We start from the raw sequence: 25,404 nt of genomic DNA on the forward strand, positions 1-25,404 counted from the left end.
ACTGCGCCGGAAGTGGGGCGAATTATAGACTTCCAGAATCTGCCGTCAACCCCTAATTTGTCTTTTCTATCAATAACCTGCAAAAACAGATAAATCCTTCTCTATATAAGAAGAGCAGAAACACCATGAGCAATATATTGCTCATGCGTTATTAGTTGAGCATCATGTCGGCGCACCCAATCTCCCCCCTTTATAAAACCGGATGATGCCTTGCCATGAATGACCAGCCCCGCAGCCTAGCCTCAACCCTGTTCCCAGTGGGACTGCTGCTTATTGCCATGGCCTCCATCCAGTCCGGCGCCTCGCTGGCCAAAAGCATGTTCCCGATCGTGGGCGCACAGGGCACCACCACACTGCGCCTGATCTTCGCCAGCATCATCATGCTGCTGCTATTGCGCCCGTGGCGCGCGAAGCTCACCGCCAAGTCCCTGCGCACGGTCATCGTTTACGGGATGGCGCTGGGTGGAATGAACTTCCTCTTCTATATGTCGCTACGCAGCGTTCCCCTGGGAATCGCCGTCGCCCTGGAATTCACCGGCCCGCTTGCCGTGGCCATTTATGCTTCGCGAAAAGCCATCGACTTTCTCTGGATCCTTCTGGCGGTTATCGGCCTGCTGCTGTTGATCCCTAGCAGCGATACCAGCGCCGGCATCGATCTGATCGGCGCAGGTTATGCCTTGGGGGCCGGAGTGTGCTGGGCGCTCTATATTCTGTTCGGGCAAAAGGCCGGAGCCGATAATGGCGTCCAGACCGCAGCGCTGGGTGTAATGATCGCCGCCTTGTTCGTTGCGCCTATCGGTATCGTGCACGCCGGAGCTGCCTTGCTGACCCCCAGTCTGATTCCCATTGCCATCGGTGTGGCCATTCTCTCCACTGCCCTTCCCTATAGCCTGGAGATGGTCGCCCTGACCCGAATGCCAGCGAGAACCTTCGGCACGCTGATGAGTATCGAACCCGCTTTCGGTGCCTTGTCCGGGCTGCTGTTCCTCCACGAATACCTGTCTCTCGCACAATGGATGGCTATTGCCTGCATCATCCTGGCGTCAGTGGGTGCGACCCTGACCATGCGCAGCGAATCGAAACCTTTGGTAGCGGCGGATTGATTCTCGGTTGTACATAGCTCTGGCATTTGCCGCTCAATTAGGCCATGTTTAGGCGCTGTAACTCAGCGCCAGTCATGGATTTTTCGGGCAAGGACCGCACAGACGCCAAAGTGACAGCTAACGCAGTCGAACCCGGACAACAGATCCGGGATCAGCAATAGGGACAGGAATGAAACGTTTTTTGATTCTGTTAGCCGTACTTGCCATCGCAGGTTGCGCCGCAACTTCGAAAACCGAGGTCAAGCGCGGAAAGAAGGGCCTGCATATCAACTGCTCCGGCCTGTCCTCCTCCTGGGACAAATGCTACGCCAGTGCTGCTACCTCCTGTGGCCCCAAAGGCTACAAAGTGATCGCCAAGTCCGGCGATACGGTGGAGGATCCGGGCGATTACCCCTTCGGCCTGAACCCCGCCGGCTACACCAGCCGCAGCATGATCGTCATCTGCAAGTAGGCAGCACCTGCCTACTGCACATCCTGCGTTGGCAACTGACGAACAATTTCGTCATGGCTCGATTTCAGGACCTGGCGCTGAATGTCCGGACTGACCAACATTCGCGCCACCACCAACGCCCCTACACATTGCGACAGGATCGACCAGGCCAGGCTGTCGCTGCCCAGGGTGTGCGCCCAGCTCTGCTGCAAGCGGCAAATCCAGTCTTCCGCCTGCTGTCGAACCACCTCGTCCGCCCGTGATATTTCCGCACCCAAGGTCGGCAGCGCACAACCCGTTTCCGGGCTCTCGACATGCGCCATGCTCAAGTAGTGCTTGAGGCAACGTTCAAGCCGCATCCGGCTTTGCTCGCCATCGGCGCCCAGGCGCTCAAGGCTCTGGCTCAGCTCCCGTTCGACAATCGAACCGAACAGCTCATCCTTGGACGAAAAGTGGCTGTAGAACGCCCCGCCGCTCAGCCCGATCGCTTTCATCAGACCATCGACCCCTACAGTCGAAAACCCTTCCTTTTTGGCTGACACGGCGCTGCTCTGCAGCAACCGCTCCCTGGTTTCCTGCTTGTGACTGGCTGAATAACGCATGACGCCCCTCTCCTCTCTTCGCCTTGACGCTCGGCGAATCGTAGCATAACGTTCGTTTAGTTAACGACCGTTTACCAATAGAGCGATCCCACCATGACTACAGCTACAGAGAACAAGAAAGTCGTTTTGGTCGTCGGAGCCGGCGATGCCACAGGCGGTGCCATCGCCAAGCGTTTTGCCCGGGAAGGTCTTGTGGCCTGTGTCACCCGACGCAGCGCGGACAAGTTGCAGCCACTGGTGGAGGCCATCCAGCAATCGGGAGGCGAAGCCCACGGGTTCGCCTGCGACGCTCGAAAAGAGGAAGAAGTGATTGCCTTGATCGAACAGATCGAGAGCGAGATCGGCCCGATCGAAGCCCTGGTGTTCAATATCGGCGCCAACGTGCCGTGCAGCATCCTCGAGGAAACCGCGCGCAAGTACTTCAAGATCTGGGAGATGGCCTGCTTCTCGGGTTTCCTCAATGCGCGGGAAGTGGCCAAACGCATGGTCACTCGCAAACGCGGGACCATCCTGTTCACCGGGGCCACCGCGGGATTGCGTGGCGCTGCGGGTTTTGCCGCCTTCGCCGGAGCCAAGCATGGCATTCGCGCGCTGGCGCAAAGCATGTCTCGGGAACTGGGACCGCTGAACATCCACGTCGCTCACGTGGTGGTCGATGGCGCCATCGACACTGACTTTATCCGCAACAGTTTCCCGGAAAAGTACGCGCTCAAGGATGAAGACGGCATCCTCAACCCCGAGCACATCGCCGACAACTACTGGCATCTGCACAGCCAGCCACGGGATGCCTGGACCTTCGAACTGGATCTGCGGCCCTGGAACGAACGCTGGTAGCCCCCTCCTCCACAACAACAAAAAAGGAGCATTACCGATGAGCAAAACCGTCGAGTTCTTTTTCGACCTGGGCAGCCCGACCTCGTACCTGGCCTACACCCAACTGCCGAAGATCTGTGCCCAGACGGGCAGCCAACTGATTTACCAACCCATGTTGCTCGGTGGCGTATTCAAGGTCACTGGCAACGCCTCGCCAATCAGCATCCCCGCCAAGGGACGCTACATGCTTCAGGACCTGGCGCGTTATGCCAGACGCTATGAGGTGCCATTGGCATTCAACCCGCACTTCCCGATCAACACCCTGCTGCTGATGCGCGCGGTGACCGGCATGCAACTGCGACACCCGCAGCGCTTTGTTGCCTTTATCGACTGCCTGTTTCGCGCACTCTGGGTCGAGAAGCGCAACCTGAATGATCAGGCCACCGTGGCAGCGGTACTCAGTGAGGGGGGATTCGATCCGCTGGAGGTGCTGGCCCTGACCAACGATGAAGAGGTCAAGAACGCCCTCAAGGACAAGACCGAACAAGCCTTGCAGCGCGGCGTGTTTGGCGCGCCGAGCATGTTCGTCGATAACCAGCTGTTTTTCGGCCAGGATCGCCTGGACTTTGTCCTCGAAGCCTTGAGTTAAGCCAAGACGTCGATATGACGAGCAACGCCATTCGCGCTGCCAGCCCAAAGCCGGCAGCGCGATTAACGTTCAGATAGTTGCGGTACGGGTATTCAGCCATTCCAGCGCCGCGCCTTGCAGCAGCGGGCTCAGGCGCCGACGCACTTCGGCGTGGTAGGCGTTGAGCCACTCACGCTCGTCCTGGGTCAGCAGCGAAGGCTCCAGGCAGCGGCTGTCGATCGGGCACAGGGTCAGGGTTTCGAACTTGAGGAACTCGCCGAATTCGGTGGTGCCCGCCTCACGGTTCATCGCCAGGTTTTCGATGCGCACGCCCCAACAGCCCGGACGATAGGTTCCCGGCTCGATCGAGGTGATCATCCCTGGCTGCATCGCGGTTTGCGGTGCCGGCGCCGCCTGATAGGCGATCACTTGCGGGCCTTCGTGGACATTGAGGAAGTACCCCACGCCATGGCCGGTGCCGTGCCCATAGTCCACGCCCTCGGCCCAGATCGGCGCGCGGGCGATGGCGTCCAGCAGCGGCGACAGGATGCCCCGCGGGAAGTGCGCCCGGGACAAGGCGATCACGCCTTTGAGCACCCGCGTGCAATCGCGTTTCTGCTCGGCACTCGGGGTGCCGACCGGCACCATGCGGGTGATGTCCGTGGTGCCGCCCAGGTATTGGCCGCCGGAGTCGATCAGCAGCAGGCCATCGCCTTCGATCACTGCGTGCTCTTCTTCGGTGGCGTGGTAATGCGGCATCGCGCCATTGGCGTTGAACGCGGCGATGGTGTTGAAACTCAGGGACACGTAGCCGGGGCGACGGGTGCGGGCCGCGGTCAGGTGCTCGTCGATCGTCAGCTCGGTGATGCGTTCACGGTCCCAGGCCGACTCCAGCCAGGCGAAAAACTCGCAGAGCGCGGCGCCATCCTGCTCCATGGCCTGACGGATATGCTCGGCATCAGCCAAGCTCTTCTGGGACTTGGCCAATGTCGTCGGGTTCAGGCCTTCCAGCAGCTTCACGCCGCTACCGAGGTTATCCAGCAAACCGGCAGTGACCCGCGCCGGATCCACCAGCAGGCTGGCGCCGTCGGGGATCGCACTCAGGGCCGCGGCCACTTCGCTGTAGTCACGCAGGCTGATGCCGTCCTGCTCCAGCACCGCGCGCAAAGCGTTATCGACCTTGCTCAACGCCACGAACAGCGTTGCCTGCTGCTGGCTGATCAGGGCGAAGGAGACGAATACCGGGTTGAACGAGACGTCACCGCCGCGCAGGTTGAACAACCAGGCGATGTCGTCGAGGGTGGCGATGAAATGCCAGTCCGCGCCTCGCTCTTTCAGGGTTTCGCGCAACTTGCCGAGCTTCTCGACCCGGCTGACCGTGGCCTGGGGTGGCAAATGCTGATAGATCGGCTGATCCGGCAGGCTCGGACGGTCGCTCCAGACTTCGTTCAGCAGATCGATATCGGTGCGCAGGCGAGCGCCACGTTCCTGCAGCTTGTTGCCCAGGGTACGCGCCGAAGCCACCGCCATCACCGCGCCGTCGACCGCGACCACGCCCCCTTCCGGGGTCTGCTCGGCCAGCCAGTCCAGCGGACCGGGCTGACCCGGCAACAGTTTGACCAGTTCGATACCGCTGCCCTTGAGCTCCTTGGTCGCCTGCTCCCAATAACGGCTATCGGCCCAGACCCCGGCGAAATCCGCCGTGACGATCAGGGTGCCGACCGAACCGTGAAAGCCCGACAGCCACTGCCGGCCTTGCCAGTAACCCGGCAGGTACTCCGACAGGTGCGGGTCGGCCGACGGCACCAGCAGGGCATGAATGCCCTCGCGGCTCATCAGCTCACGGGTGCGCGCCAGGCGCTGGGGGACCACTCCATTGGTCAAGGGCTGCGTACTCATTGTGTCTCCTGCTACCAGGTGAATCATTGTTATTGGATACCGAGGGCATAAGCCCTCAGGGTTGGGCAACTGCCCAGAACGCCGGTGCACTGGCGGATGAAGCCTTGATCAGCTGGACGGCCTGATCGATGTCCTGCTCGGTGGTGAAGCGGCCCAGGCTCAGGCGGATGGTCCGCCCCGCCGCCCGGGCGTCGAGCCCCAGCGCCAGCAACACATGGGACGGCGCATTGCTCGCCGAGTTGCAGGCCGAGGTCGCGGAAAACGCGATGGAGGCACTCAGGGCCGCCGGGTTGAACTCCCCTTCACCGAAGGTAAGGCTCAAGGTATGGGGAATGCGTTGGGCCGGGCTGCCGTTCAGGCGCAGCCCCGGCACGTCGGCCAGTTGTTCGAGCAGGCGCTCGCGCAGACGAACGATGGTCGCCGCTTCTTCATCGAAGTGTTCGGCGGCCAGGGCAAAGGCGGCGCCCATGGCGGCAATCTGATGGGTCGCGAGTGTCCCGGAGCGCAAACCGCCTTCATGGCCGCCGCCGTGAATCTGCGCCTGCAAGCGCTGCTGCGCGCGAGGACCGACGTAAAGCGCGCCGATGCCCTTGGGGCCATAAATCTTGTGGGCGGAAAAGGACATCAGGTCCACCGGCCACTGCGCCAGGTCGATCGCCACCTTGCCTGCGCCCTGGGCCGCGTCGACATGCAGCAGCGCCCCGCGCTCGCGGACCACGCGGCCAATGCCAGGAATGTCATTGACCGTACCCAGCTCGTTGTTGACCAGCATCAGCGACACCAGGAAGGTGTCGTCGCGCAGGGCTTCGCTGACCGCCTCGGGCGTGATCAGCCCGTCGCGGTCCGGTACCAGGTAAGTCACCGCCACGCCGGCAGCCTGCAGCTGGCTGGCGGTATCGAGAATGGCCTTGTGTTCGATCTGGCTGGTGATGATGTGCCCGCCGGATACGCCCCGGGCCTGAGCCACGCCCTTGAGCGCCAGGTTGTTGGATTCAGTGGCGCCGGAGGTCCAGACGATCTGCTCGGGCGCCGCGCCCACCAGCTGGGCGACCTGCTGCCGCGCCAGCTCGACGCTGCGCCGGGCCTGTTGGCCGAAGGCGTGGGAACTGGACGCCGGGTTGCCGAAGTTACCGTTGAACCCCAGGCATTCCACCATCACCTGAATGACTCGCTCATCCACCGGCGTGGTGGCGGCGTAGTCGAAATAGAGAGGACGTTTATTCATCGCAAAAATACCCGCAGAGCCTGTTCCAGGATCAAGGTTCACTCGGTGCCGAACGCTGATACGCGCCCTTTCGGCAACGCAAAAACGGCAGACCGTCAGCAATACCCGATCGGATGCAGTTAAAGAAGGACAACTTCATTTAAAAGTGCGTAGGAACGCTCCCGAGGGGCAGCTTAACAGGCTCCGGGAGCCGGGTTAAGCGAGGTTCGGCCAAGGGGCCGAAGAACAAGGCAGGAGGCGGGAAAATCATCACAGGGTTTTGCCGACTGTCACCGGCAGTCCGTCAGCCTCTGCGGGCAAGGCCACGGAAGATCGACAAATCAGCTGGCACGGCCATGCAGGGTCACGCTGTGTTCGGCGTTCATTTCGCCCTGCTGGTCGAAACCGAAGGTCCGTTGCGGGGCAAGCAGCTCGGCCTTCTTCTGCTGGTATTCGTCAAAGGACAGCCCGCGCCGGTTCAGGGCTTCCAGCGCCAGTTCGCGAGTTTCCTCGGCGGTATAAGGGCGCGATTCCGGACCCGGCTGGCTGGCACAACCGGCCAGGACCGAGGTGACGACAAGCAGGGATAAGACGAGCGAACGGTTCATGGCAAAGGCTCCTGGATCTGGGCTGCGAGGCAATGGACACAGGCTACCGTCGCCCTTCCCGGGGCAGAAATCATCACGCTCGATAGTGGCTATCGATTCCCCCTATCGCAGCCCATAGCGTCCTCTCTTATTTCCAAAAGACCTATAAATATGGAAATAAAGTATTTTTTAGGAATATCAGTAAGCCTTTATAACAGGCCCATCGCGCCGCCTGCTGTTGCCTGGGCAACTGTTCGCCAGGCAACAGCCAATCAACAAAACAGTGTCTCCCCAACAACAGCCTGATCCTGCAACAGCGCCACGAGCCCCGCCACTCAAGGCTTTGCCCCGCTGGTACAGCTCTTGCTCAAGCCCTGGGACTACTCACTGCTCGTTGAGCCCTGTTCAACAAAGGAACTGATCATGTCGCGTCCATTAAAAGTCGTTGCCCTGTCCGGTGGAACCTGGCGCCCCTCGCGCACCCTGGTGCTGACCCAAGCGCTGCTCGCCGAACTGGCAGGGCAATTGCCGATCGAGAGCAAGCTCATCGAACTGGGCGACATCGCCCGCCCCCTGGGCGCGGCCCTGTCCCGCCAGGAGCTGGCGGCGGAAGTCGAAGCCGAGTTGCAGGCCATCGAAAGCGCCGACCTGCTGATCGTCGCAGCGCCCGTCTATCGCGGCTCCTACCCGGGCCTGCTCAAGCACCTGTTCGACCTGATCGACCTCAACGCCCTGATCAATACCCCGGTGCTGCTGGCCGCCACCGGAGGCAGCGAGCGTCACGCCCTGGTGCTGGATCACCAGCTGCGGCCGCTGTTCAGTTTCTTCCAGGCCCTGACCCTGCCCATCGGGGTCTATGCCACCGAGGCCGACTTCGCCAACTACCAGATAACCAGCGAGCCCTTGAAAGCCCGCATTCGCCTTGCGGCAGAACGCGCCGCGCCCCTGTTCGGCGTGCATCCGAAAAATCTGCTGAAAATCGCTTAAGGACCTGTCATGGACGTTTTCTGGTTTCTTCCGACTCACGGCGACGGCCATTACCTGGGCACCACCCAGGGCGCGCGTCCGGTCACCCTCAACTACCTCAAGCAAGTGGCCCAGGCCGCGGACAGCCTGGGTTATCACGGCGTACTGATCCCCACCGGCCGCTCGTGCGAAGACTCCTGGGTGATCGCCTCGGCGCTGGTGCCCCTGACCGAACGCCTGCGCTACCTGGTGGCGATCCGTCCGGGAATCATCTCGCCGACCGTCTCGGCGCGCATGGCCGCCACTCTCGACCGGCTGTCCAACGGCCGCCTGCTGATCAATGTGGTGACCGGCGGCGACCCCGACGAGAACCGCGGCGACGGCAGCTTCCTCAGCCACAGCGAGCGCTATGCAGTCACCGACGAATTCCTGAGGATCTGGCGCCGGGTGCTGCAAGGCGAAGCCGTGGACTTCGAAGGCAAGCATCTGCATGTACAGAACGCCAAGGCCCTCTACCCGCCGGTGCAGAAGCCCTATCCGCCGCTGTATTTCGGCGGTTCCTCGGACGCCGCCCATGACCTCGCCGCCGAACAGGTAGATGTCTACCTGACCTGGGGCGAACCACCGGCCGCGGTCGCTGCGAAACTCGCCGATGTACGTGAGCGGGCCGCCCGCCATGGCCGCACGGTGAAGTTCGGCATCCGCCTGCATGTGATCGTGCGCGAAACCGCGGAAGAGGCCTGGAAGGCCGCGGACAAGCTGATCGAACACATCAGCGACGAGACCATCGCCGCCGCGCAGCAATCCTTCTCGCGCTTCGACTCCGAGGGTCAGCGGCGTATGGCTGCCTTGCACGACGGGCGGCGCGACAACCTGGAAATCGCCCCCAACCTCTGGGCCGGCGTCGGCCTGGTGCGTGGCGGCGCCGGCACCGCGCTGGTGGGCAACCCCGAGCAGGTCGCGGCGCGGATCAAGGAATACGCGGACCTGGGGATCGAGAGCTTCATTTTCTCCGGCTACCCGCACCTGGAAGAAGCCTATCGCTTTGCCGAACTGGTGTTCCCGCTGCTGCCGGAACCCTACGCCAGCCTGGCCGGACGTGGCGTGACCAACCTAACCGGGCCGTTTGGCGAAATGATTGCCAATGATGTGTTGCCGAGCAAAAAAGCGGCTGGGGCTTAAGGGTATTTATTGCCTGATAGAACGCTATCGCGGGCAAGTCGGATCGCCGCCCGCTCGCTCCTACAGATGAGCGTGCTTCTGTAGGAGCGAGGCTTGCCCGCGATGGAGCCCCGCCGCTCCCCCTGAAAGCCACCGATTTCATGGCCCAACAACCGGCCCCCAACGAGGAACACCGCGTGACTGCCAAGCCGCAAAGCGCCCTGTTGTCCCCCTTGCAGACCGCCCGCCAGCTGGCGGCCGAGTTTGCCCTGACCGCCGTCGAACGCGACGAACGCGGCGGAACCCCCAAAGCCCAGCGCGACGCCCTGCGCCAGAGCGGCCTGCTGGCCCTGAGCATTCCCACCCTGTACGGCGGCCTCGGCGCCAGCTGGAGCGAGACCCTGAACATCGTCCGCGAGTTCGCCAAGGTCGACAGTTCCATCGCCCACGTCTTCGGTTTCCATCACCTGATGCTGGCCACCGTGCGCCTGTTCGCCCGCCCGGAACAATGGCAACCCTGGTTCGAACAGACCGCGCGCAAGAACTGGTTCTGGGGCAACGCCCTCAACCCGCTGGACACCCGTACCGTGGTGAAGAACCTCGGCGGCTGGCGCGAGTTCTCCGGCAAGAAGAGCTTCTGCTCCGGCGCCAGCGATTCGGAAATGCTCATCGCCTCGGCGGTCGACGAAAGCAACGGCGGCAAGCTGTTGATCGCCGCCATCCCCAGCGGCCGCAGCGGCATCACCCTGCACAACGACTGGAACAACATGGGCCAGCGCCAGACCGACAGCGGCAGCGCCAGCTTCGAGCGGGTGCGGGTCGAGGAATCGGAGCTGCTGCTGGACCCGGGCCCCTTGAGCACGCCCTTTGCCTGTCTGCGCCCGCTGATCGCCCAGCTGACCTTCACCCACATGTTCCTCGGCATCGCCGAAGGGGCCTTTGAAGAAGCCCGCCAGTACACCCTCAGCGAAACCCGGCCCTGGCATAAGTCCAGCGCACAGGAGGCCTATCAGGACCCTTACGTACTGGGCCATTACGGTGATTTCTGGGTGGCCCTGGAAGGCATGCGTCTGTTGGTGGAGCGCGCCGCGGAGCTGCTGGACAAGGCCTGGGCCAAGGGGCCGAACCTGAGCGCCGAAGAACGCGGCCACCTGGCCACGGCCATCGCCACCGCCAAGGTCGCCACCACGCGCCAGGGCCTGGAACTGTGCAGCCGCCTGTTCGAGGTCACCGGCGCCCGCTCCACCCACGCCTCCCTGCGCCTGGACCGGCATTGGCGCAACCTGCGCACGCAAACCCTGCACGACCCGGTGGATTACAAACTCCATGAGTTGGGCGACTGGGCCCTGAACCAGTCCCTGCCGACCCCGACTTTCTATTCCTAGCCTTCTGTTCCCGGAGCTTGTCCATGCAGCTTTTGACCTTACCGCCCTCGCCCGCCCTGGCCACCTCGATCCGGGCCACCGCCCAGGTATTCGAAGACCCGAAATCCCAGGCCTTGCTGGCGCATCTGCAGCAGGTCGCGCCGAGCGAGGCCAGTGTGCTGATCATCGGCGAGACCGGTACCGGCAAGGAGCTGGTGGCGCGCCATATCCACAACCTCAGCGCCCGGCGCAACCGGCCGTTCGTGGCGGTGAACTGCGGGGCGTTCTCCGAGTCGCTGGTGGAGGCCGAGCTGTTCGGCCATGAAAAAGGCGCCTTCACCGGGGCCCTGAGCGCCAAGGCCGGCTGGTTCGAAGAAGCCAATGGCGGGACTCTGTTCCTCGACGAGATCGGCGACCTGCCGATGGCGATCCAGGTGAAATTGCTGCGGGTGTTGCAGGAGCGCGAAGTGGTGCGCCTGGGTTCGCGCAAAAGCATTCCCATCGATGTGCGGGTGCTGGCGGCGACCAACGTGCAACTGGAGAAAGCCATCAACGCCGGGCATTTCCGCGAGGACCTGTACTACCGCCTCGACGTGGTCAGCCTGGAACTGAGCCCGCTGCGCGAACGTCCCGGCGACATCCTGCCGCTGACCCGGCACTTCATCGAAGCCTACAGCCAGCGCCTGGGCTACGGCGCCGTGACCATCAGCAGCGAGGCCGAGCACAAGCTGCGCAGCTACAGCTGGCCGGGCAATATCCGCGAACTGGAAAACGTCATCCACCACACCCTGCTGATCTGCCGCGACGGCGTGATCGAGCGCGACGACCTGCGCCTGTCGAACATGCGCATCGAGCGCCAGGACGACAGCCACCACAGCCACGACGACTCAGCCGAAGCCCTGCTGGAGCGGGCCTTTCACAAACTCTTCGAAGAACAGGCCGGCGCCCTGCATGAAAAGGTCGAGGATGCGCTGCTGCGCGCGGCCTACCGTTTCAGCCACTACAACCAGGTGCACACCGCCAACCTGCTGGGCCTGAGCCGCAACGTCACCCGCACCCGGCTGATCAAGATCGGCGAACTCGCGGTGAACAAGCGCCGTCCGCCGGAAAAAACCGGCCAGCATGAACGCACCCTGCAACTGTCGATCTAGCTGGCCAAACGGCAATGCAGCGCGTTATCCGGGCTGCGCTCGATGCTGCGCACCACCTGGAACGAGCCGAAGGTCACGGTCTTGGCCTGATAGGCGCGCAGCAGTTGCCAGAAGTCCTGTTCGCCCTTCTCGAAACTCTGGAAGGCCGCTTCGCCAGCTTCCCGGGTTTGCCATTGCAGGTAGTTGAGCACCCGCCGGCCGTCTTCGCTGGCCTGCACGCTGCCACTCAGGAACCCCGGGTAACCCTGGGCCAGGCGTTCGGTCTGCTCGGACAGCGCCGACACCAGGGCGGATTGTTGATGGGGTTCGATTTCGAATTCGATCAATTGCGTAAAGCTGCGGTTTTGCGCAAACGCGTGCATGGCAAGTCCCTACTGACGGATAAACGGAATCTTGTGATTCGAAGGCCTGCAGGGTAAAACCTCCAGTTAAGTAAAGGTCAAGCGACTTTTGCTCATTCCCCACCCGCAGGAGTGCTGCATGCTCACCCCCGAAACCGTGCACAAGGAACTCACCGTCGGCCAAGTGGCCGCCCGCAGTGGCGTAGCGGTCACCGCGCTGCATTTCTATGAAACCAAGGGGCTGATCAAGAGCAACCGCAACGCCGGCAACCAGCGCCGCTATCCACGGGAAGTGCTGCGCCGGGTGGCGCTGATCAAGGTGGCGCAGCGCCTGGGCATTCCCCTGGCCGAGATCGGCCAGGCCCTGCGCAGCCTGCCGGACCACCGCGCACCGACGGCCGCCGATTGGAAGCGGCTGTCCGAACAGTGGAGCCATGAGCTGGATGAGCGGATCAAGCAGCTGACCCTGCTGCGCGACCGCCTCAATGGCTGCATCGGCTGCGGCTGCCTGTCGATGCAAGACTGCCCGCTGCGCAACCAGGGCGACCAGCTGGGCGAACACGGCCCGGGCGCGCAATTGCTGGAAACCGACTGAGCGGACGGCGCAGCGGTTTCCCCAGCCGGCAATCGGTGGAGCGGCCACTGCTGGCGTCTTTTCAAGTCAAACGTCGGAATGCCATCCAGCCCGATCGCGGCCTGCGGCAGCGGCGACACCTCTTCCCCTGATCGCAGGCTCACTGTTGCCTGGCGAACACCTCGTCAGTTCAAACCAGGCTGTGGATTCCCCGGGCCTATAGTGAACCGACCGGAAAACCGGCCAGGTTCACTTCGACGAACACCCAGACAAGAAAGGAGAACCGAGATGAGCGTCAAACCCATCCCCGAGGGTTACCCCAGCATCACGCCCTACCTGGGGATCACGCAGGCTGCCGAGGCTATCGAGTTCTACAAGAATGCCTTCGGCGCCACCCAGGTCATGCGCCTGGACATGCCCGACGGCAGTGTCGGCCATGCCGAGCTGCGCATCGGCGACTGCCCGATCATGCTGGGAACGCCCTGCGACCAAGGGCCATTGAGCAATCCCGACCAATCGCCTTCGGTCGGTCTGCACCTGTACGTCAACGATGTCGACAAACAGTTCGCCCAGGCCATCGCCGCCGGTGGCCAGGTGGTGTCCGAGGTCAAGGACCAGTTCTATGGCGACCGCAGCGGCACCCTCAAAGACCCGTTCGGCCACCTGTGGTTTCTCGCCACCCGCAAGGAAGACCTGAGCGAAGAGCAGATCAAGCAGCGGGCCGTGGAGATGTTTAAACAGCAGGGATAAGCCCTGAGCCTGTAAACCGCTGATCGCGGGCCAGTCGGATCGCCGCCCGCTCGCGCCTACAGATGCGCGTTCCCTTGTAGGAGCGAGGCTTGCCCGCGATAGCGCCCTCAACGCCCCACAGCACCGGCCTTTTGCACGCCATTGGTCGCGCGGAAACATTTACTTTCATATCGTCTTTCGGGATTTACGATTCTCATTCGTCTTAATTAGATGCAGCAGGTCGCGTTGGCGAAGGCTACGCCGCGGGTTTATCTCCGGGCTCGGCAAACGCCCCGCAACTCCACTCCTCGAATCAAGACGCGTGCTCAATGTCGAAGAAGTCCCGCTCGAAAATCTGGTTTCTCGTTCACAGCTGGCTGGCGCTGCCCATCTGGTTCTTTGTGCTGATCGTTTGCGTCACCGGCACCCTGGCCGTGGTCAGCCAGGAAATCGTCTGGCTGGCCAACCCCGACATCCGCGCCAGCAAACCCACAGGCGATGCCCAGCCGCTGAGCTACGACCAGATCGTCAAGGCCATCAAGCAGGCCGAACCGCAGACCCTGGTCGAAAGCATCAACACCCCCGACGAAGCGCATTTCGCCCTGACCGTGGGCGTCAGCTACCCCGATGGCCGTTCTGTCGAGGTCTATGTCAATCCGTACACCGGCGTGATCCAGGGCGTCAGCCCGCCGTTCAACTTCCAGGCCTTCACCCGCGCCCTGCACGGCTGGTGGCTGGTGCCGTTCACCAATGGCTACAGCTGGGGCTGGTACCTGGTATCGCTGCTCGGCCTGCCGATGCTGGCGTCGCTGGTCACGGGCCTGGTGGTCTACAAGAAGTTCTGGAAGGGCTTTCTCAAGCCGACCCTACGCCTGCGCCATGGCGCGCGGATTTTCTGGGGCGATTTCCATCGCCTGAGCGGCATCTGGTCGATCTGGTTTATCGCGGTGATCTCCATCACCGGCACCTGGTTCCTGATCGAGGCAATCCTCAGCGACAACCAGATCACCATTTCCAGCGAACCCATAGTGCCGGTGATCGCCCGCGAAAACGTGCCGACCTCGGCCGACGGCAGCCCGGCGCCGATGATCGGCGTCGATGAAGCCATCCGCATCGCCACCCAGCAGATCTCGGGCTTCGAGGTCGGCTTCGTCATGCTGCCGAGCAACGCCTACAGCCATATGTTCATCGGCGGCCGCGGCTGGTACCCGCTGATGTACCAGACCGCCAACCTCAACCCTTACAGCGGCTCGGTGGATACCGCGCACCTGCTGTCCCATCGCTCGGCCCTGGAGTTCGTCACCGAGTCCATGCGCCCGCTGCACACCGGTGACTTCGGCGGCCTCTGGATCAAGCTGATCTGGTTCTTCTTCGGCCTGCTGCTGAGCATGATGGTGCTCAGCGGCCTGCTGATCTGGACCAAACGCACTGCCCTGGCCACCGCCGCGGCCCTCAAGCGCAGCACCAAGACAGCGCGCCCCGCCCTCGCCCCGCGCCCGCTTGCGGCCCTGCACAGCGACACGCCGGAGGGCAACCTGTGAGCAAGACAGACAACCCAATGCCGGTTTCGCCCCTGCGCCAGTTCTGGCTGAAATGGCGTTTCCACCTGAACATCCTGCTGTTGCTGATCCCCCTCGGTTTCATGCCCAAGTACTTTGCCGACGCGGCGCTGGCCCGTGGCGACAGCGGCCTGGGCGAACGCGAGGTGGGCGAGATCCAGGTCGGCCCCTGGAGCCTGCGCCTGGCCGAACTGCGTAACGAAGCGCCGCAACTCCAGGGGCCGGCCGGTTATATGAAAGGCTTCAATGCCGCCCTGTGCGACGCCTGCATCAACCAGGTCAAGGCCACCTACCTGCGCATCGGCAAACCCCGCAGCCTGCGCGCCGCCGGGGTGATTTTCTTCGGCACCCCATACCGCATGGGGGCCAGCCTGCCCGTTGCGGAAAAGACCAAGGCCGACGCCGAGCTGTGGATCACCATGGAAGGCTGGGACGGCAGCATGCACCAGGCGGCCATCCCTCTGGGCCAGGCATCCCCGGCGACCCTCGCCTGGCTGAACAAACAAGGAGGCAAACCATGATTGCTGTACCCACCGCCCGCCTGCGCCTGCTCGGCGCCGGCGCGCTCCTGCTTGCCAGCGCCGTGTTCAGTGGCGGCGCCCTGGCCCACAACCCGATGTGCGAGTGCAAGCAGATCGACGGCGAGCAGATCCGCTGCACCGGCGGCTTCTCCGATGGCAGCGGCGCCCCGGGGGTGACCCTGGACGTGATCGGCTACGACGAAACCATCCTGGTGCCCGGCAAGCTGGGCGCCGACTCCACCCTGACCTTCAAGAAACCCGACGCCGAGTTCTATGTGCTGTTCGACGCCGGCCCCGGCCACGTGGTCGAGATCGACCAAGCCGACATCGAGGCCCCATGAGCACCTCTCCTCCCCAAGTCGTGCGCCCGGCCGGCGCCGGCCATGAAACCCTCTACGTCCTGTTGTTGTGCCTGTTGATCCTCAGCGTGGCCGGCTCCGTGGTGCTCTGGCGCGGCGAAACCCGCGAAGTGGCGAGCGTCGACAGCCACCAACTGGACGCCCGCCGCGACCTCACCGCAGGCGAACAGGGCCTGTACGCCGACCTGCGGGTGACCCTCGACGAAATCCGCCTGCTGCGCGAAGAAGCCCAGGCCCTGCCGCCCCCCGAGCAACTGGCCGAGGAAGGCTTCGCGCCCTTTGCCCAGGACGCCAGCTCGGTGAGCCGTGGCGGGCATGTCTGGCAACTGCGGCAACAGGCCTATGTCGGCCTCAGCCAGAACAACGCAGTGGCCGGTTCCTTGCTGATGCGCATCGCCACCGACCCGGCCGCCACCCCGGACATCTGGCTCAACCGCGGCCCGTCCCTCGCCGCCCCCGACGACCTCAGCGACGCCGCCCTGGCCAGTGCCGGCTGGCAGCAGGTGGTCGCGCAATTCGATGCCGGAGTGACCCGCCAGCATCGCCACTGAACCCACGCATTCACCCGAGAGAAGACCGCTAGCCCATGCCTATTTCATCTCAACGCCGCCCGTTCCTGCGGGTGCTGCTGGTCAGCCTGTTCGCCCTGTTGCTCAGCCCTCTCGCCATGGCCGACCAGGCCAAGCGCCTGCGTATCGGCATCACCCTGCATCCCTACTACAGCTACGTGGCCAACATCGTCGGCGACAAGGCCGAGGTCGTGCCGCTGATTCCCGCCGGCTTCAACCCCCACGCCTATGAACCGCGCGCCGAAGACATCAAGCGCATCGGCACCCTGGACGTGATCGTGCTCAACGGTGTCGGTCACGACGACTTCGCCGACCGCATGATCGAGGCCAGCGAGCGCCCGGACATCCCGGTGATCGAGGCCAACCAGAACGTGCCGCTGCTGGCCGCCACCGGCATCGCCGCGCGCGGCGCCGGCAAGGTGGTCAACCCGCACACCTTCCTGTCCATCAGCGCCTCCATCGCCCAGGTCAACAACATCGCCCGCGAGCTGGGCAAGATGGACCCGGCCAACGCCAAGGCCTACACCCAGAACGCCCGCGCCTACGGCAAACGCCTGCGGCAGATGCGCGCCGACGCCCTGGCCAAGCTGACCAAGGCGCCCAACGCCGACCTGCGGGTGGCCACGGTGCACGCCGCCTACGATTACCTGCTGCGCGAATTCGGCCTGGAAGTCACCGCCGTGGTCGAGCCGGCCCACGGCATCGAGCCCAGCCCGAGCCAGCTGAAAAAGACCATCGACCAGCTGCGTGAACTGGACGTCAAGGTGATCTTCTCCGAGATGGACTTCCCGTCCACCTACGTCGACACCATCCAGCGCGAGTCCGGGGTCAAGCTGTACCCGCTGTCGCACATTTCCTACGGCGACTACAGCGCCGAGAAGTACGAGAAGGAAATGGCCGGCAACCTCGACACCGTGGTCCGGGCGATCCAGGAGGCCGGCGCATGACCGCCCTGCACAGCCTGGCCCGCGGCCCGTCCATCGAGTTCGACCAGGTCAGCCTGACCCTGGGCCGCACCACCATCCTCGACAACGTCAGCTTCAAGGTGCAGCCCGGCACCCTACATGCCCTGGTGGGCCCCAACGGTGGCGGCAAGAGCTCGTTGATCAAGACCCTGCTCGGGCAGATGCCCCACCAGGGCCAGTTGAACCTGCAATGGCCGGGCGAACCGGGGGTGATCGGCTATGTGCCGCAAGCCCTGGAGTTCGATCGCGGCCTGCCGATGACCGTCGACGACTTCATGGCCGCCATGTGCCAGCGCCGCCCGGCCTTCCTCGGCCTCAGCCGGCATTACGCTGCGGCCATAGGCGAGGCCCTGGAGCGGGTCGGCATGCAGGACAAACGCAAGCGGCGCATGGGCGCCCTGTCCGGCGGCGAACGCCAGCGAGTGCTGCTGGCCCAGGGGCTGATCCCGGCGCCGCAGCTGCTGGTGCTGGACGAACCGATGTCGGCCCTCGACGAGGCCGGCATCCAAGTCTTCGAGCGCCTGCTCGGCGACTGGCGCCAGGCCGGCATCACCCTGCTGTGGATCGAACACGACCTGGAAGCGGTCGGCCGCCTGGCGGACCGGGTCACCGGCCTGCATCGCCGGGTGCTGTTCGACGCCCAGCCGCAACAGGCGCTGACCCCGGAACGCCTGCTGACGCTGTTTTCCACCCACCCGCGCAGCGCGGACATCGTCAGCGGGAGTGTTGCCTGATGAGTTACGAAGCCTTTCGTCTGATGATCCAGGGCTGGGCCTCCTCCGGTTACCTGCCGGAAGCCCTGGCCTATGGGTTTGTGGTCAACGCCCTGCTCGCCGGATTGCTGATTGGCCCGGTGCTCGGCGGCCTGGGCACCTTGGTGGTGGTCAAGCGCTTTGCCTTCTTCTCCGAAGCGGTGGGCCATGCGGCCCTGACTGGCGTGGCCATCGGCATTCTGCTCGGCGAGCCCTACACCGGCCCGTACGGCAGTCTGTTCGGCTACTGCCTGCTGTTCGGCATTCTGCTCAACTACCTGCGCAACCGCACCGGCCTGGCGCCGGACACCCTGATCGGCGTGTTCCTCTCGGTGTCCCTGGCCCTGGGCGCCAGCCTGCTGCTGATCCTCGCCGGCAAGATCAACGTGCACATCCTGGAAAACGTGCTGTTCGGTTCGGTGCTCACGGTCAACAGCAACGACCTGCTGGTGCTGCTGATCGTCGGCGCCCTGGTGATGGGCCTGAGCCTGCCGCTGTACAACCGCATCATGCTGGCCAGTTTCAACCCGCAACTGGCAGCGGTGCGCGGCGTCGCGGTGAAGACCCTGGACTACCTGTTCGTGATCCTGGTGACCCTGATCACCGTGGCCGCGGTGAAAGTCATAGGCGCGATCCTGGTGGGCGCCCTGCTGGTGATTCCGGCGGCGGCCGCGCGCCTGTTGAGCCAGTCACTCAAGGGCTTTTTCTGGATCTCGGTGCTGATCGCCACGGTCAGCACCCTGTGCGGCATCCTGCTGCCGATCCTCTTCGACCTGCCGGTGCCCTCCGGCGCTGCGATCATCCTGGTGGCCGGTGTCGCCTTCGCCCTGGCCGCCATTGCCCGCGGCATTGTCCCCAGCCTCAAAGGGAATATCGGATAAATGCACAGTTCACTACGTCACCTGACACTCCCCCTGGCTTTGGCCCTGGCCCTCGGCGGGCTGGGCAGCGCTCCGGCCCTGGCCCAGCCGGACCGTTTCGAACCCATGCGCGTCACCGCCAACCAGAGCCTGGGCACCACGGCGCTGCACAGCAGTCGTTCACACAAGCCACTCACCGTGCTGGCCTCGCTGCCGGTGACCTTCGGCCTCGGCCAGTTGCTGCTGCAAGGCACCGACGTGCAGCTCGAACGTGCCGCCCCCGATAACCTGCCGGGCTCGCGCCAGACCGCTTACTTCACCGGCCGCGGCGCCCCGGCGCTGCACAAGCTGGCCCTCGACGCCGACGCGGTGATCGGCCTGCGCTCGATCTGGCCGGACGACCCGCTGTACCCCAACGCGCGGCGCAGCAACATCCGCATCGTCGAAGTCGATGCCGCGCGCCCGGTGGACGGCGCCCTGCCCGGGGTGGCCCTGCAACCCGGCAAGAGCGATGGCCTGAACAGCCAGCCGTGGCTGTCGAGCAACAATTTAGGGCGCATGGCCGATGTGCTGGCCGCCGATCTGGTGCGCCTGGCCCCCGCCGCCAAGCCGAAGATCGACGCCAACCTGGCCAGCCTCAAGCAACGCCTGCTCAAGCTCAGCGCCGATACCGAGGGGCAACTGGCCAACGCCGACAACCTCAGCGTGCTCAGCCTCAGCGACCACTTCGGTTATCTGGTCAGCGGGCTCAACCTGGAACTGCTGGAGGTCGACGCCCGCGCCGACAACGAGTGGACGGCCGAAGCGCTGCAGCAGTTGCAAGCCCGGCTCAAGGACAACGACGTGGCCATCGTCCTGCATCACCGCCAGCCGTCCGACGCGATCAAGGCCGCCATCAGCGCCGCCGGCAGCCAGTTGCTGGTGCTGCAAACCGACAGCGCCGACCCGCTGGCGGAGCTGGAGAGCAACATCAGCCAGATCACCAGTGCCCTCGCTCCGAAAACCTGACCCGCCACTACCTCTGTAGGAGCGAGCTTGCTCGCGATAAACGTCAACGATGATGCGTATTGCCTGAGTGAACGCGTTGTTCTTGCGCTCATCGCGAGCAAGCTCGCTCCTACAGGGGAAATGGCGCGGCTTACAAATTCCCCCAAGAAACGCCCGCCTCGCCGGTGCTAGCCTGCTGCTCCCTTGAACGGACAGGAAGCCCCGCCATGAGTGATTACCTCAAGCTCAACCAGGCCAACTGGGACGAGCGCGCACCGCTGCACGCGGCCTCACCGGACTACCAGGTACAGATGTTTGTCGACGACCCGCAGCACCTGTCCGAGGTGGTGCGTTTCGACCTGCCGCTGCTGGGCGACATCAGCGGCCTGCGCGGCGTGCATCTGCAATGCCATATCGGCACCGACACCCTGTCGCTGGCGCGCCTCGGCGCGCGGATGACCGGGCTGGATTTCTCCCCCGCGTCCCTGGCCGAAGCCCGCAACCTGATGGCGCGCACGGGTACCACTATCGAGTTCGTCGAGTCCGACGTCTACAAAGCCTCCGAGGTGCTGCCCAAGGCCGTGTTCGACCTGGTCTACACCGGTATCGGCGCCCTGTGCTGGCTGCCCAGCGTCGATACCTGGGCGCGTAATGTCAGCGAACTGCTCAAGCCCGGCGGCCGGCTATTTATCCGCGAAGGCCACCCGATGCTCTGGGCCCTGGACGAAAGGCGCGAGGATACGCTGCTGGTGGAGTTGCCCTACTTCGAGCACAGCGAACCGCTGGTGTGGGACGACGACAGCACCTACGTCAGCACCGACCGGCCGCTCAAGGCCACGGTGACCCATGCGTGGAACCACGGCCTGGGGGAAATCGTCAGCGCGTTGCTCAAGCACGGCCTGGACATCAGCGGCCTGGTGGAACACCAGAGCATCCCCTGGGAAGCCCTGCCCGGGCAGATGCGTTGTGACGAACACGGCGAATGGCACCTCAAGGAAGCGCCCTTGCGCCTGCCACTGAGCTACACCTTGCAGGCCGTCAAACGCTAAACCTCAGGCCCACAAAAAAGCCCGCAGGACTGTATCTCCAGCGGGCTTTCCACATCCCCACACTCCCTGTAGCCGCTGCCGAGCCCTGGCGAGGCTGCGATCGGGCTGGGCGGCATTCCGACGAAGCGGCCGCAATGGGGCCAACGCGATTATCCTGACCCAACGCATTCTCAGGTTTTGCGCCTGCTGCGCAGTCGATCGCAGCCTCGCAGGCTCGGCAGCGGCTACAGGGCGTGGGCAGTCAGTTGGCCGCCGCCTGGGCGTCCATTTTCTGCCGCAGGCTCAGCGGGCGCATGTCGGTCCATACCTCTTCGATGTAGGCCAGGCACTCCTTCTTGAAGCCGCTCTTGCCCACGGTGCGCCAGCCTTGTGGCACGGCCTTGTAGTCCGGCCAGATCGAATACTGCTCCTCATGGTTGACCACTACCTGAAAGAGGATGTCCTCGCGGTCAAATACTGAAGTCATTACGTGTCTCCATCGCTGTAAGGCTCGCTGCGCCGAGCGCGCAACGGTTGTGAATAAGGAACGTTCGAGGTTCGTGGAAAATTAGAGGCTGGCGACCGCCGCCGCCAAGGCCCGGCTGAAAATATCCGCCACCTGGTCGATTTCCGCTGCGGTGATCACCAGTGGCGGCAGGAAACGCACCACGCTGCCATGGCGCCCGCCCATTTCCAGGATCAACCCGCGCTTGAGGCATTCACGCTGCACCAGCGGCGCCAGGTGGCTGAACTGCGGCGGATGGCCCAGGGCGTCTTTCTCGCCGGCCGGGTCCACCAGCTCGATCCCCAGCATCAGGCCGCGCCCGCGAATGTCGCCCATCTGCGGGAAGTCGCGCTGCAGGATCCGCAGGTGCTCGCGCAAGCGCTCGCCCATGGCGGCGGCATGCTCGGCCACCTTGTGTTCCTTGAGGTAGCGCATCACCGCGGAACCGGTGGCCATGGCCATCTGATTGCCACGGAAAGTGCCGGCATGGGCGCCCGGCAGCCAGGTGTCGAGCCAGTCGCGGTAGACCACCACCGCCATCGGCAGGCTGCCGCCGATGGCCTTGGACATCACCACCACATCCGGGATGATCCCGGCGTGCTCGAAGGCGAACATCTTGCCGGTACGGCCGAAACCGCTCTGGATCTCGTCGACGATCAAGGCCACACCGGCCTTTTCAGTGATGCGACGCACACCGCGCAGCCAGTCGAGGTCGGCGGGAATCACCCCGCCCTCGCCCTGCACCGCCTCGACGATGATCGCCGCCGGCAGTTGCACGCCGGCTTCCGGGTCGCTCAGCAGGTTTTCCAGGTAGCTCAGGTTGGCCTTCACCCCTGCTTCGCCGCCCAGGCCGAACGGGCAGCGGTAGTCGTAAGGGAACGGCAGGATCTGCACGCCATTGGTCAGCAGCGCACCCAACGGCCGCTTCGGCCCCAGGCTGCCCATCAGGCTCAAGGCGCCCTGGCTCATGCCGTGGTAGGCGCCCTGGAACGACAGCACGGTGCTGCGGCCGGTGGCGGTACGGGTCAGCTTCAACGCCGCCTCCACCGCGTCGGTGCCGGTGGGGCCGCAGAACTGGATTTTCGCCTCGGCGGCCAGGGCCGGCGGCAGCAGGCCGAACAGGTCCTGGACGAACTGGTCCTTGACCGGGGTGGTCAGGTCCAGGGTCAGCAGCGGCAGCTCATCAGCCAGCACCTGCTGGATCGCCTCGATCACCACCGGGTGGTTGTGGCCCAGGGCCAGGGTGCCGGCACCGGCCAGGCAGTCGATGAAGCGCCGGCCTTCGACGTCCTCGACATGAATCCCGCGCGCGCGCTTGAGCGCCAGGGGAATGCGCCGTGGGTAGCTGCGGGCATTGGATTCCTGCTGGTTCTGCCGGGCCAGCAACGGCGATTCGGTGAACTGGTAAAGCGTTTCGGCCGGCGCGGCACTGGTCCGCGCGGGCTGATCGTCGACAAGGCTGGTAGCAACTGACATCTCTCGAATCCTCACGCTGATGAGTTGAGCGAAACCGCACACCACACAGGTACGCAGCCGGTTCAGCGCGCACTCGCAGGTTTTCCTGTTCTGGAAACGCATCAGCGACGAGAGGATTTACACCCGGGAGAGGGTTTATTGCGTATCAACCACGAAGGTGGTGGTGGACATCAGAATGTCATCGCGGGCAAGTCGGATCGCCGCCCGCTCGCTCCTACAGATCGGCGTGACCTCGTAGGAGCGAGGCTTGCCCGCGATAAGGCCGTCAGGCCGATTGCAGCGGCATGGTCAGCTCGACCCGCAAGCCATCCGGCCGGCTGTCGAAATGCAGCACGCAGCCGCAGCGCTGGACGATCGCCTGGACGATGGCCAGGCCCAGGCCGCAGCCGGTGCTCTGGCCGTTGCGCCAGAAGCGTTGGGTCAGGTGCTGCAAGTCATCCTCGGGGATGCCGCTGCCATGGTCGCGCACCTGGAAGCGCACGCGGTTGCCGAGGGTTTCCAGGTTCAGCTCCACCGGCGCATCGCTCGGGGTATGACGCAGGGCGTTGTCCAGCAGGTTACGCAGCGCGGCGATGGCCAGCACCGAGGGCATTTCCAGCGGCGCCGCCGACACCCGCTCGTCAATGTGCAGCCGGACCCGTTGCCGGGCGCCGCTGGCGGCGTCCTGGATCGCGGTTTTCGCCACCTGTTCGGCATTGCACTGCACGCCATCCTCGAACGACAGGCTGCCTTCGACCCGTGCCAGCAACAGCAGTTGCTCCAGGGTCCGGTGCAGACGGTCGGCGCCTTCTTCGGCGCGCGCCAGGGATTGATCGCGGGCCGCGCCGTCGGTCATGCGCGCCACTTGCAGGTGGGTCTTGATCGCCGTCAGCGGGCTGCGCAACTCATGGGCAGCGTCGCCGGTCAGGCGGCGCTCGCGCTCGATGGTCTTGCCGATGCGCTGGAATAGCTGGTTCTGGGTTTCCAGCAACGGCCGCAACTCGCTGGGCAGCGGCTGGATCTGCAACGGCTCCAGGGAGTCGGCGCTACGGCGCATCAAGGCATCGCGCATGCGGTTCAGCGGCGCCAGGCCCTGGCCGATCCCCAGCCACAGCAACCACAGGCAGCCCAGCAACGCCACGCCGACTGGCACCGAGGCAGCCAGCAGCACCGACATGTTCAACGCCTCGCGCTCGACCTGCCGATCGGCAGTGGTGATGCGCAGGTCGCCCCGGGCCAGGGTGAAACTGCGCCAGCGCACGCCATCGATCATCTGGTCGTGAAAGCCCATGCGTTCGGCTTCGAGTTTCTCGTCGGGGTGGTTATGGCTGCGGGCAAGAATCTCGCCGCGCAGGGAGCTGACCTGGCAGGCCATGCCCCCGGGAATGTTCAGCTGTTCGGCACTGAAATGAGTGCCCTCGCCCTTGCTCGACAACGGCGGCAATTGTTCCAGCAGGCCGGCGACCATGCGCGCCGAAGCCACCAGGCGCTGGTCGAGGGAAAACATCATCTGGTTGCGCAAATCGCTGAACATCCAGGCCGCGGCCAGTGCCCAGATCAGCACGAAGGCCGCGCCGATGGTCAGGCTCAGGCGCAAACGCAGGCTCATCACTTACGACTCCTCCCCACCATCCGCCGGCCCCAGGCGATAGCCCAGGCCGCGCACGGTCTCGACGATGCCATTGCCGAGTTTGCGTCGCAGGTGGTGGATGTGCACGTTGAGGGCATTGCTTTCCAGTTCGTCGTTGAAGCCGTAGACGCTGTCCTTGAGCTGTTCGCTGGACAGCACCCGGCCGCGGTTGTGCAGCAGTGCCTGGAGCAGCGACTGCTCGCGCCGCGACAGGTCCACCGGCTGGCCGCCGAGCAGGGTTTCGCGGGTGCTCGGGTCGTAGGTCAGGCGGCCGTGTTCAATCAGGTTGACGCTGCGCCCCGCCACCCGGCGCAACAGGGTGTGCAGGCGCGCCGCCAGTTCCCGCAGGTCGAAAGGCTTGAGCAGGTAATCGTCGGCGCCGGCCTGCAGGCCGTCGACCCGGTCGCTGACCGAGTCCCGCGCGGTGAGGATCAGCACGGGGATTTCCAGGCCGTTGTGGCGCAGCTGCTTGAGCAGCTTCAGGCCGTCTTCGTCGGGCAGGCCGAGGTCGAGCACCATCACGTCGAACTCCGCCACGCCGAGCATGGCCCGCGCCGCCGAGGCGGTGGCCACGTGCTCGACCGTCAGGCCCTGGGCCGTGAGGCCGGCCACGATCCCGCTGGCAATCAGTTCATCATCTTCACAGACCAGTACGTGCATGG

The 25,404-nt window shown here is 64.3% G+C and carries 28 protein-coding genes; 19 read left to right on the top strand and 9 right to left on the bottom strand.

The window, feature by feature from the left end:
- Positions 1–215: 215 nt before the first annotated feature.
- Both rhtA and PVZ80_RS04990 read left to right on the top strand, forming a co-directional pair.
- Positions 216–1,103 carry a threonine/homoserine exporter RhtA gene (rhtA, locus tag PVZ80_RS04985; protein ID WP_273863486.1) on the top strand — a complete coding sequence of 296 codons (888 nt, stop codon included), beginning with the start codon at positions 216–218 and terminating at the stop codon, positions 1,101–1,103.
- A gap of 169 nt (positions 1,104–1,272) precedes the next feature.
- Positions 1,273–1,554 (top strand): hypothetical protein, encoded by a 282-nt coding sequence (locus PVZ80_RS04990; protein ID WP_009050041.1) that lies wholly within the window; start codon positions 1,273–1,275, stop codon positions 1,552–1,554.
- 11 nt (positions 1,555–1,565) lie between these two features.
- Here the strand turns inward: PVZ80_RS04990 and PVZ80_RS04995 are convergent, their stop codons facing one another.
- Positions 1,566–2,135, bottom strand: coding sequence for a TetR/AcrR family transcriptional regulator (locus PVZ80_RS04995; protein ID WP_009050042.1), 570 nt, complete (start codon positions 2,133–2,135; stop codon positions 1,566–1,568).
- A gap of 93 nt (positions 2,136–2,228) precedes the next feature.
- Here PVZ80_RS04995 and PVZ80_RS05000 point away from each other — a divergent pair, with 93 nt between their 5' ends.
- Complete coding sequence (locus PVZ80_RS05000; protein ID WP_009050043.1) at positions 2,229–2,969, top strand: SDR family oxidoreductase; 741 nt, start codon at positions 2,229–2,231, stop codon at positions 2,967–2,969.
- Positions 2,970–3,006: 37 nt separating this feature from the next.
- The gene (locus PVZ80_RS05005) at positions 3,007–3,597 is read left to right on the top strand and encodes a 2-hydroxychromene-2-carboxylate isomerase (protein WP_009050044.1); all 591 of its coding nucleotides are present in this window, start codon (positions 3,007–3,009) and stop codon (positions 3,595–3,597) included.
- A 69-nt stretch (positions 3,598–3,666) separates the two neighbouring features.
- On the opposite strand, the gene PVZ80_RS05010 is transcribed toward PVZ80_RS05005, so the two are convergent.
- The 3 genes from PVZ80_RS05010 to PVZ80_RS05020 all read right to left on the bottom strand — a co-directional run bounded on the left by PVZ80_RS05010 (position 3,667) and on the right by PVZ80_RS05020 (position 7,287).
- Complete coding sequence (locus PVZ80_RS05010) at positions 3,667–5,475, bottom strand: aminopeptidase P family protein (protein WP_273863487.1); 1,809 nt, start codon at positions 5,473–5,475, stop codon at positions 3,667–3,669.
- A 55-nt stretch (positions 5,476–5,530) separates the two neighbouring features.
- The gene (locus tag PVZ80_RS05015) at positions 5,531–6,700 is read right to left on the bottom strand and encodes a cysteine desulfurase family protein (protein WP_041987778.1); all 1,170 of its coding nucleotides are present in this window, start codon (positions 6,698–6,700) and stop codon (positions 5,531–5,533) included.
- 320 nt (positions 6,701–7,020) lie between these two features.
- Entirely contained in the window at positions 7,021–7,287 is a 267-nt protein-coding gene (locus tag PVZ80_RS05020; RefSeq protein WP_009050047.1) for a hypothetical protein, read from the bottom strand.
- A gap of 402 nt (positions 7,288–7,689) precedes the next feature.
- Between PVZ80_RS05020 and msuE the strand changes: the two genes are divergently transcribed.
- From msuE to PVZ80_RS05040, 4 genes are all read left to right on the top strand, one after another.
- Entirely contained in the window at positions 7,690–8,253 is a 564-nt protein-coding gene (msuE, locus tag PVZ80_RS05025) for an FMN reductase (protein WP_009050048.1), read from the top strand.
- Positions 8,254–8,262: 9 nt separating this feature from the next.
- Positions 8,263–9,414, top strand: coding sequence for an FMNH2-dependent alkanesulfonate monooxygenase (gene ssuD, locus PVZ80_RS05030; protein ID WP_041987776.1), 1,152 nt, complete (start codon positions 8,263–8,265; stop codon positions 9,412–9,414).
- Between the two features lie 176 nt (positions 9,415–9,590).
- A complete protein-coding gene (locus tag PVZ80_RS05035) occupies positions 9,591–10,778 on the top strand; it encodes an acyl-CoA dehydrogenase family protein (protein WP_110175666.1) in 1,188 nt (395 codons plus the stop codon).
- Positions 10,779–10,801: 23 nt separating this feature from the next.
- The gene (locus PVZ80_RS05040; protein WP_041987771.1) at positions 10,802–11,908 is read left to right on the top strand and encodes a sigma-54 interaction domain-containing protein; all 1,107 of its coding nucleotides are present in this window, start codon (positions 10,802–10,804) and stop codon (positions 11,906–11,908) included.
- On the opposite strand, the gene PVZ80_RS05045 is transcribed toward PVZ80_RS05040, so the two are convergent.
- On the bottom strand, positions 11,905–12,270 hold the full coding sequence (locus PVZ80_RS05045; RefSeq protein ID WP_038577335.1) for an antibiotic biosynthesis monooxygenase: 366 nt from the start codon (positions 12,268–12,270) through the stop codon (positions 11,905–11,907). The two genes, PVZ80_RS05040 and PVZ80_RS05045, sit on opposite strands and share 4 nt — an antisense overlap.
- A 118-nt stretch (positions 12,271–12,388) precedes the next feature.
- On the opposite strand from PVZ80_RS05045, the gene soxR reads away from it, so the two are divergent.
- The 11 genes from soxR (at position 12,389) to PVZ80_RS05100 (ending at position 21,173) form a co-directional block, all read left to right on the top strand.
- Complete coding sequence (gene soxR / locus PVZ80_RS05050) at positions 12,389–12,844, top strand: redox-sensitive transcriptional activator SoxR (protein ID WP_009050053.1); 456 nt, start codon at positions 12,389–12,391, stop codon at positions 12,842–12,844.
- Positions 12,845–13,111: 267 nt separating this feature from the next.
- The gene (locus PVZ80_RS05055) at positions 13,112–13,573 is read left to right on the top strand and encodes a VOC family protein (RefSeq protein WP_009050054.1); all 462 of its coding nucleotides are present in this window, start codon (positions 13,112–13,114) and stop codon (positions 13,571–13,573) included.
- Positions 13,574–13,881: 308 nt separating this feature from the next.
- Positions 13,882–15,093: a PepSY-associated TM helix domain-containing protein gene (locus tag PVZ80_RS05060; RefSeq protein WP_273863488.1), complete on the top strand. Its 1,212-nt coding sequence runs from the start codon at positions 13,882–13,884 to the stop codon at positions 15,091–15,093.
- A gap of 17 nt (positions 15,094–15,110) precedes the next feature.
- The gene (locus PVZ80_RS05065; RefSeq protein WP_257375100.1) at positions 15,111–15,632 is read left to right on the top strand and encodes a thiamine pyrophosphate-binding protein; all 522 of its coding nucleotides are present in this window, start codon (positions 15,111–15,113) and stop codon (positions 15,630–15,632) included.
- Positions 15,629–15,973, top strand: a complete 345-nt coding sequence (locus PVZ80_RS05070) for a hypothetical protein (RefSeq protein ID WP_009050057.1) — start codon at positions 15,629–15,631, stop codon at positions 15,971–15,973. Before PVZ80_RS05065 ends, PVZ80_RS05070 begins: the two co-directional genes overlap by 4 nt.
- Positions 15,970–16,542 (top strand): DUF6162 family protein, encoded by a 573-nt coding sequence (locus PVZ80_RS05075; RefSeq protein WP_009050058.1) that lies wholly within the window; start codon positions 15,970–15,972, stop codon positions 16,540–16,542. The genes PVZ80_RS05070 and PVZ80_RS05075 overlap by 4 nt, the downstream gene beginning before the upstream one ends.
- A 35-nt stretch (positions 16,543–16,577) precedes the next feature.
- Complete coding sequence (locus tag PVZ80_RS05080) at positions 16,578–17,507, top strand: metal ABC transporter substrate-binding protein (protein WP_009050059.1); 930 nt, start codon at positions 16,578–16,580, stop codon at positions 17,505–17,507.
- Positions 17,504–18,259 (top strand): metal ABC transporter ATP-binding protein, encoded by a 756-nt coding sequence (locus PVZ80_RS05085; RefSeq protein WP_028683029.1) that lies wholly within the window; start codon positions 17,504–17,506, stop codon positions 18,257–18,259. The genes PVZ80_RS05080 and PVZ80_RS05085 overlap by 4 nt, the downstream gene beginning before the upstream one ends.
- Positions 18,259–19,158 carry a metal ABC transporter permease gene (locus PVZ80_RS05090; protein ID WP_041987754.1) on the top strand — a complete coding sequence of 300 codons (900 nt, stop codon included), beginning with the start codon at positions 18,259–18,261 and terminating at the stop codon, positions 19,156–19,158. The genes PVZ80_RS05085 and PVZ80_RS05090 overlap by 1 nt, the downstream gene beginning before the upstream one ends.
- Positions 19,159–20,145 carry a metal ABC transporter solute-binding protein, Zn/Mn family gene (locus tag PVZ80_RS05095; protein WP_009050061.1) on the top strand — a complete coding sequence of 329 codons (987 nt, stop codon included), beginning with the start codon at positions 19,159–19,161 and terminating at the stop codon, positions 20,143–20,145.
- A 206-nt stretch (positions 20,146–20,351) separates the two neighbouring features.
- Positions 20,352–21,173, top strand: coding sequence for a class I SAM-dependent methyltransferase (locus tag PVZ80_RS05100; protein WP_273863489.1), 822 nt, complete (start codon positions 20,352–20,354; stop codon positions 21,171–21,173).
- Between the two features lie 241 nt (positions 21,174–21,414).
- On the opposite strand, the gene PVZ80_RS05105 is transcribed toward PVZ80_RS05100, so the two are convergent.
- The 4 genes from PVZ80_RS05105 to PVZ80_RS05120 form a co-directional block, all read right to left on the bottom strand.
- The gene (locus tag PVZ80_RS05105) at positions 21,415–21,639 is read right to left on the bottom strand and encodes an MbtH family protein (RefSeq protein WP_007923760.1); all 225 of its coding nucleotides are present in this window, start codon (positions 21,637–21,639) and stop codon (positions 21,415–21,417) included.
- An 81-nt stretch (positions 21,640–21,720) separates the two neighbouring features.
- Entirely contained in the window at positions 21,721–23,133 is a 1,413-nt protein-coding gene (locus PVZ80_RS05110; RefSeq protein WP_009050063.1) for an aspartate aminotransferase family protein, read from the bottom strand.
- A 265-nt stretch (positions 23,134–23,398) separates the two neighbouring features.
- Positions 23,399–24,721 (bottom strand): ATP-binding protein, encoded by a 1,323-nt coding sequence (locus PVZ80_RS05115; RefSeq protein WP_038577300.1) that lies wholly within the window; start codon positions 24,719–24,721, stop codon positions 23,399–23,401.
- Positions 24,722–24,724: 3 nt separating this feature from the next.
- Positions 24,725–25,402, bottom strand: a complete 678-nt coding sequence (locus PVZ80_RS05120; RefSeq protein WP_009050065.1) for a response regulator — start codon at positions 25,400–25,402, stop codon at positions 24,725–24,727.
- Between the last annotated feature and the right edge of the window lie 2 nt (positions 25,403–25,404).

The sequence above is a fragment of the Pseudomonas sp. B3G-3 genome (genome assembly GCF_028640915.1).
Classification (GTDB): Bacteria; Pseudomonadota; Gammaproteobacteria; order Pseudomonadales; family Pseudomonadaceae; genus Aquipseudomonas; species Aquipseudomonas chlororaphis_I.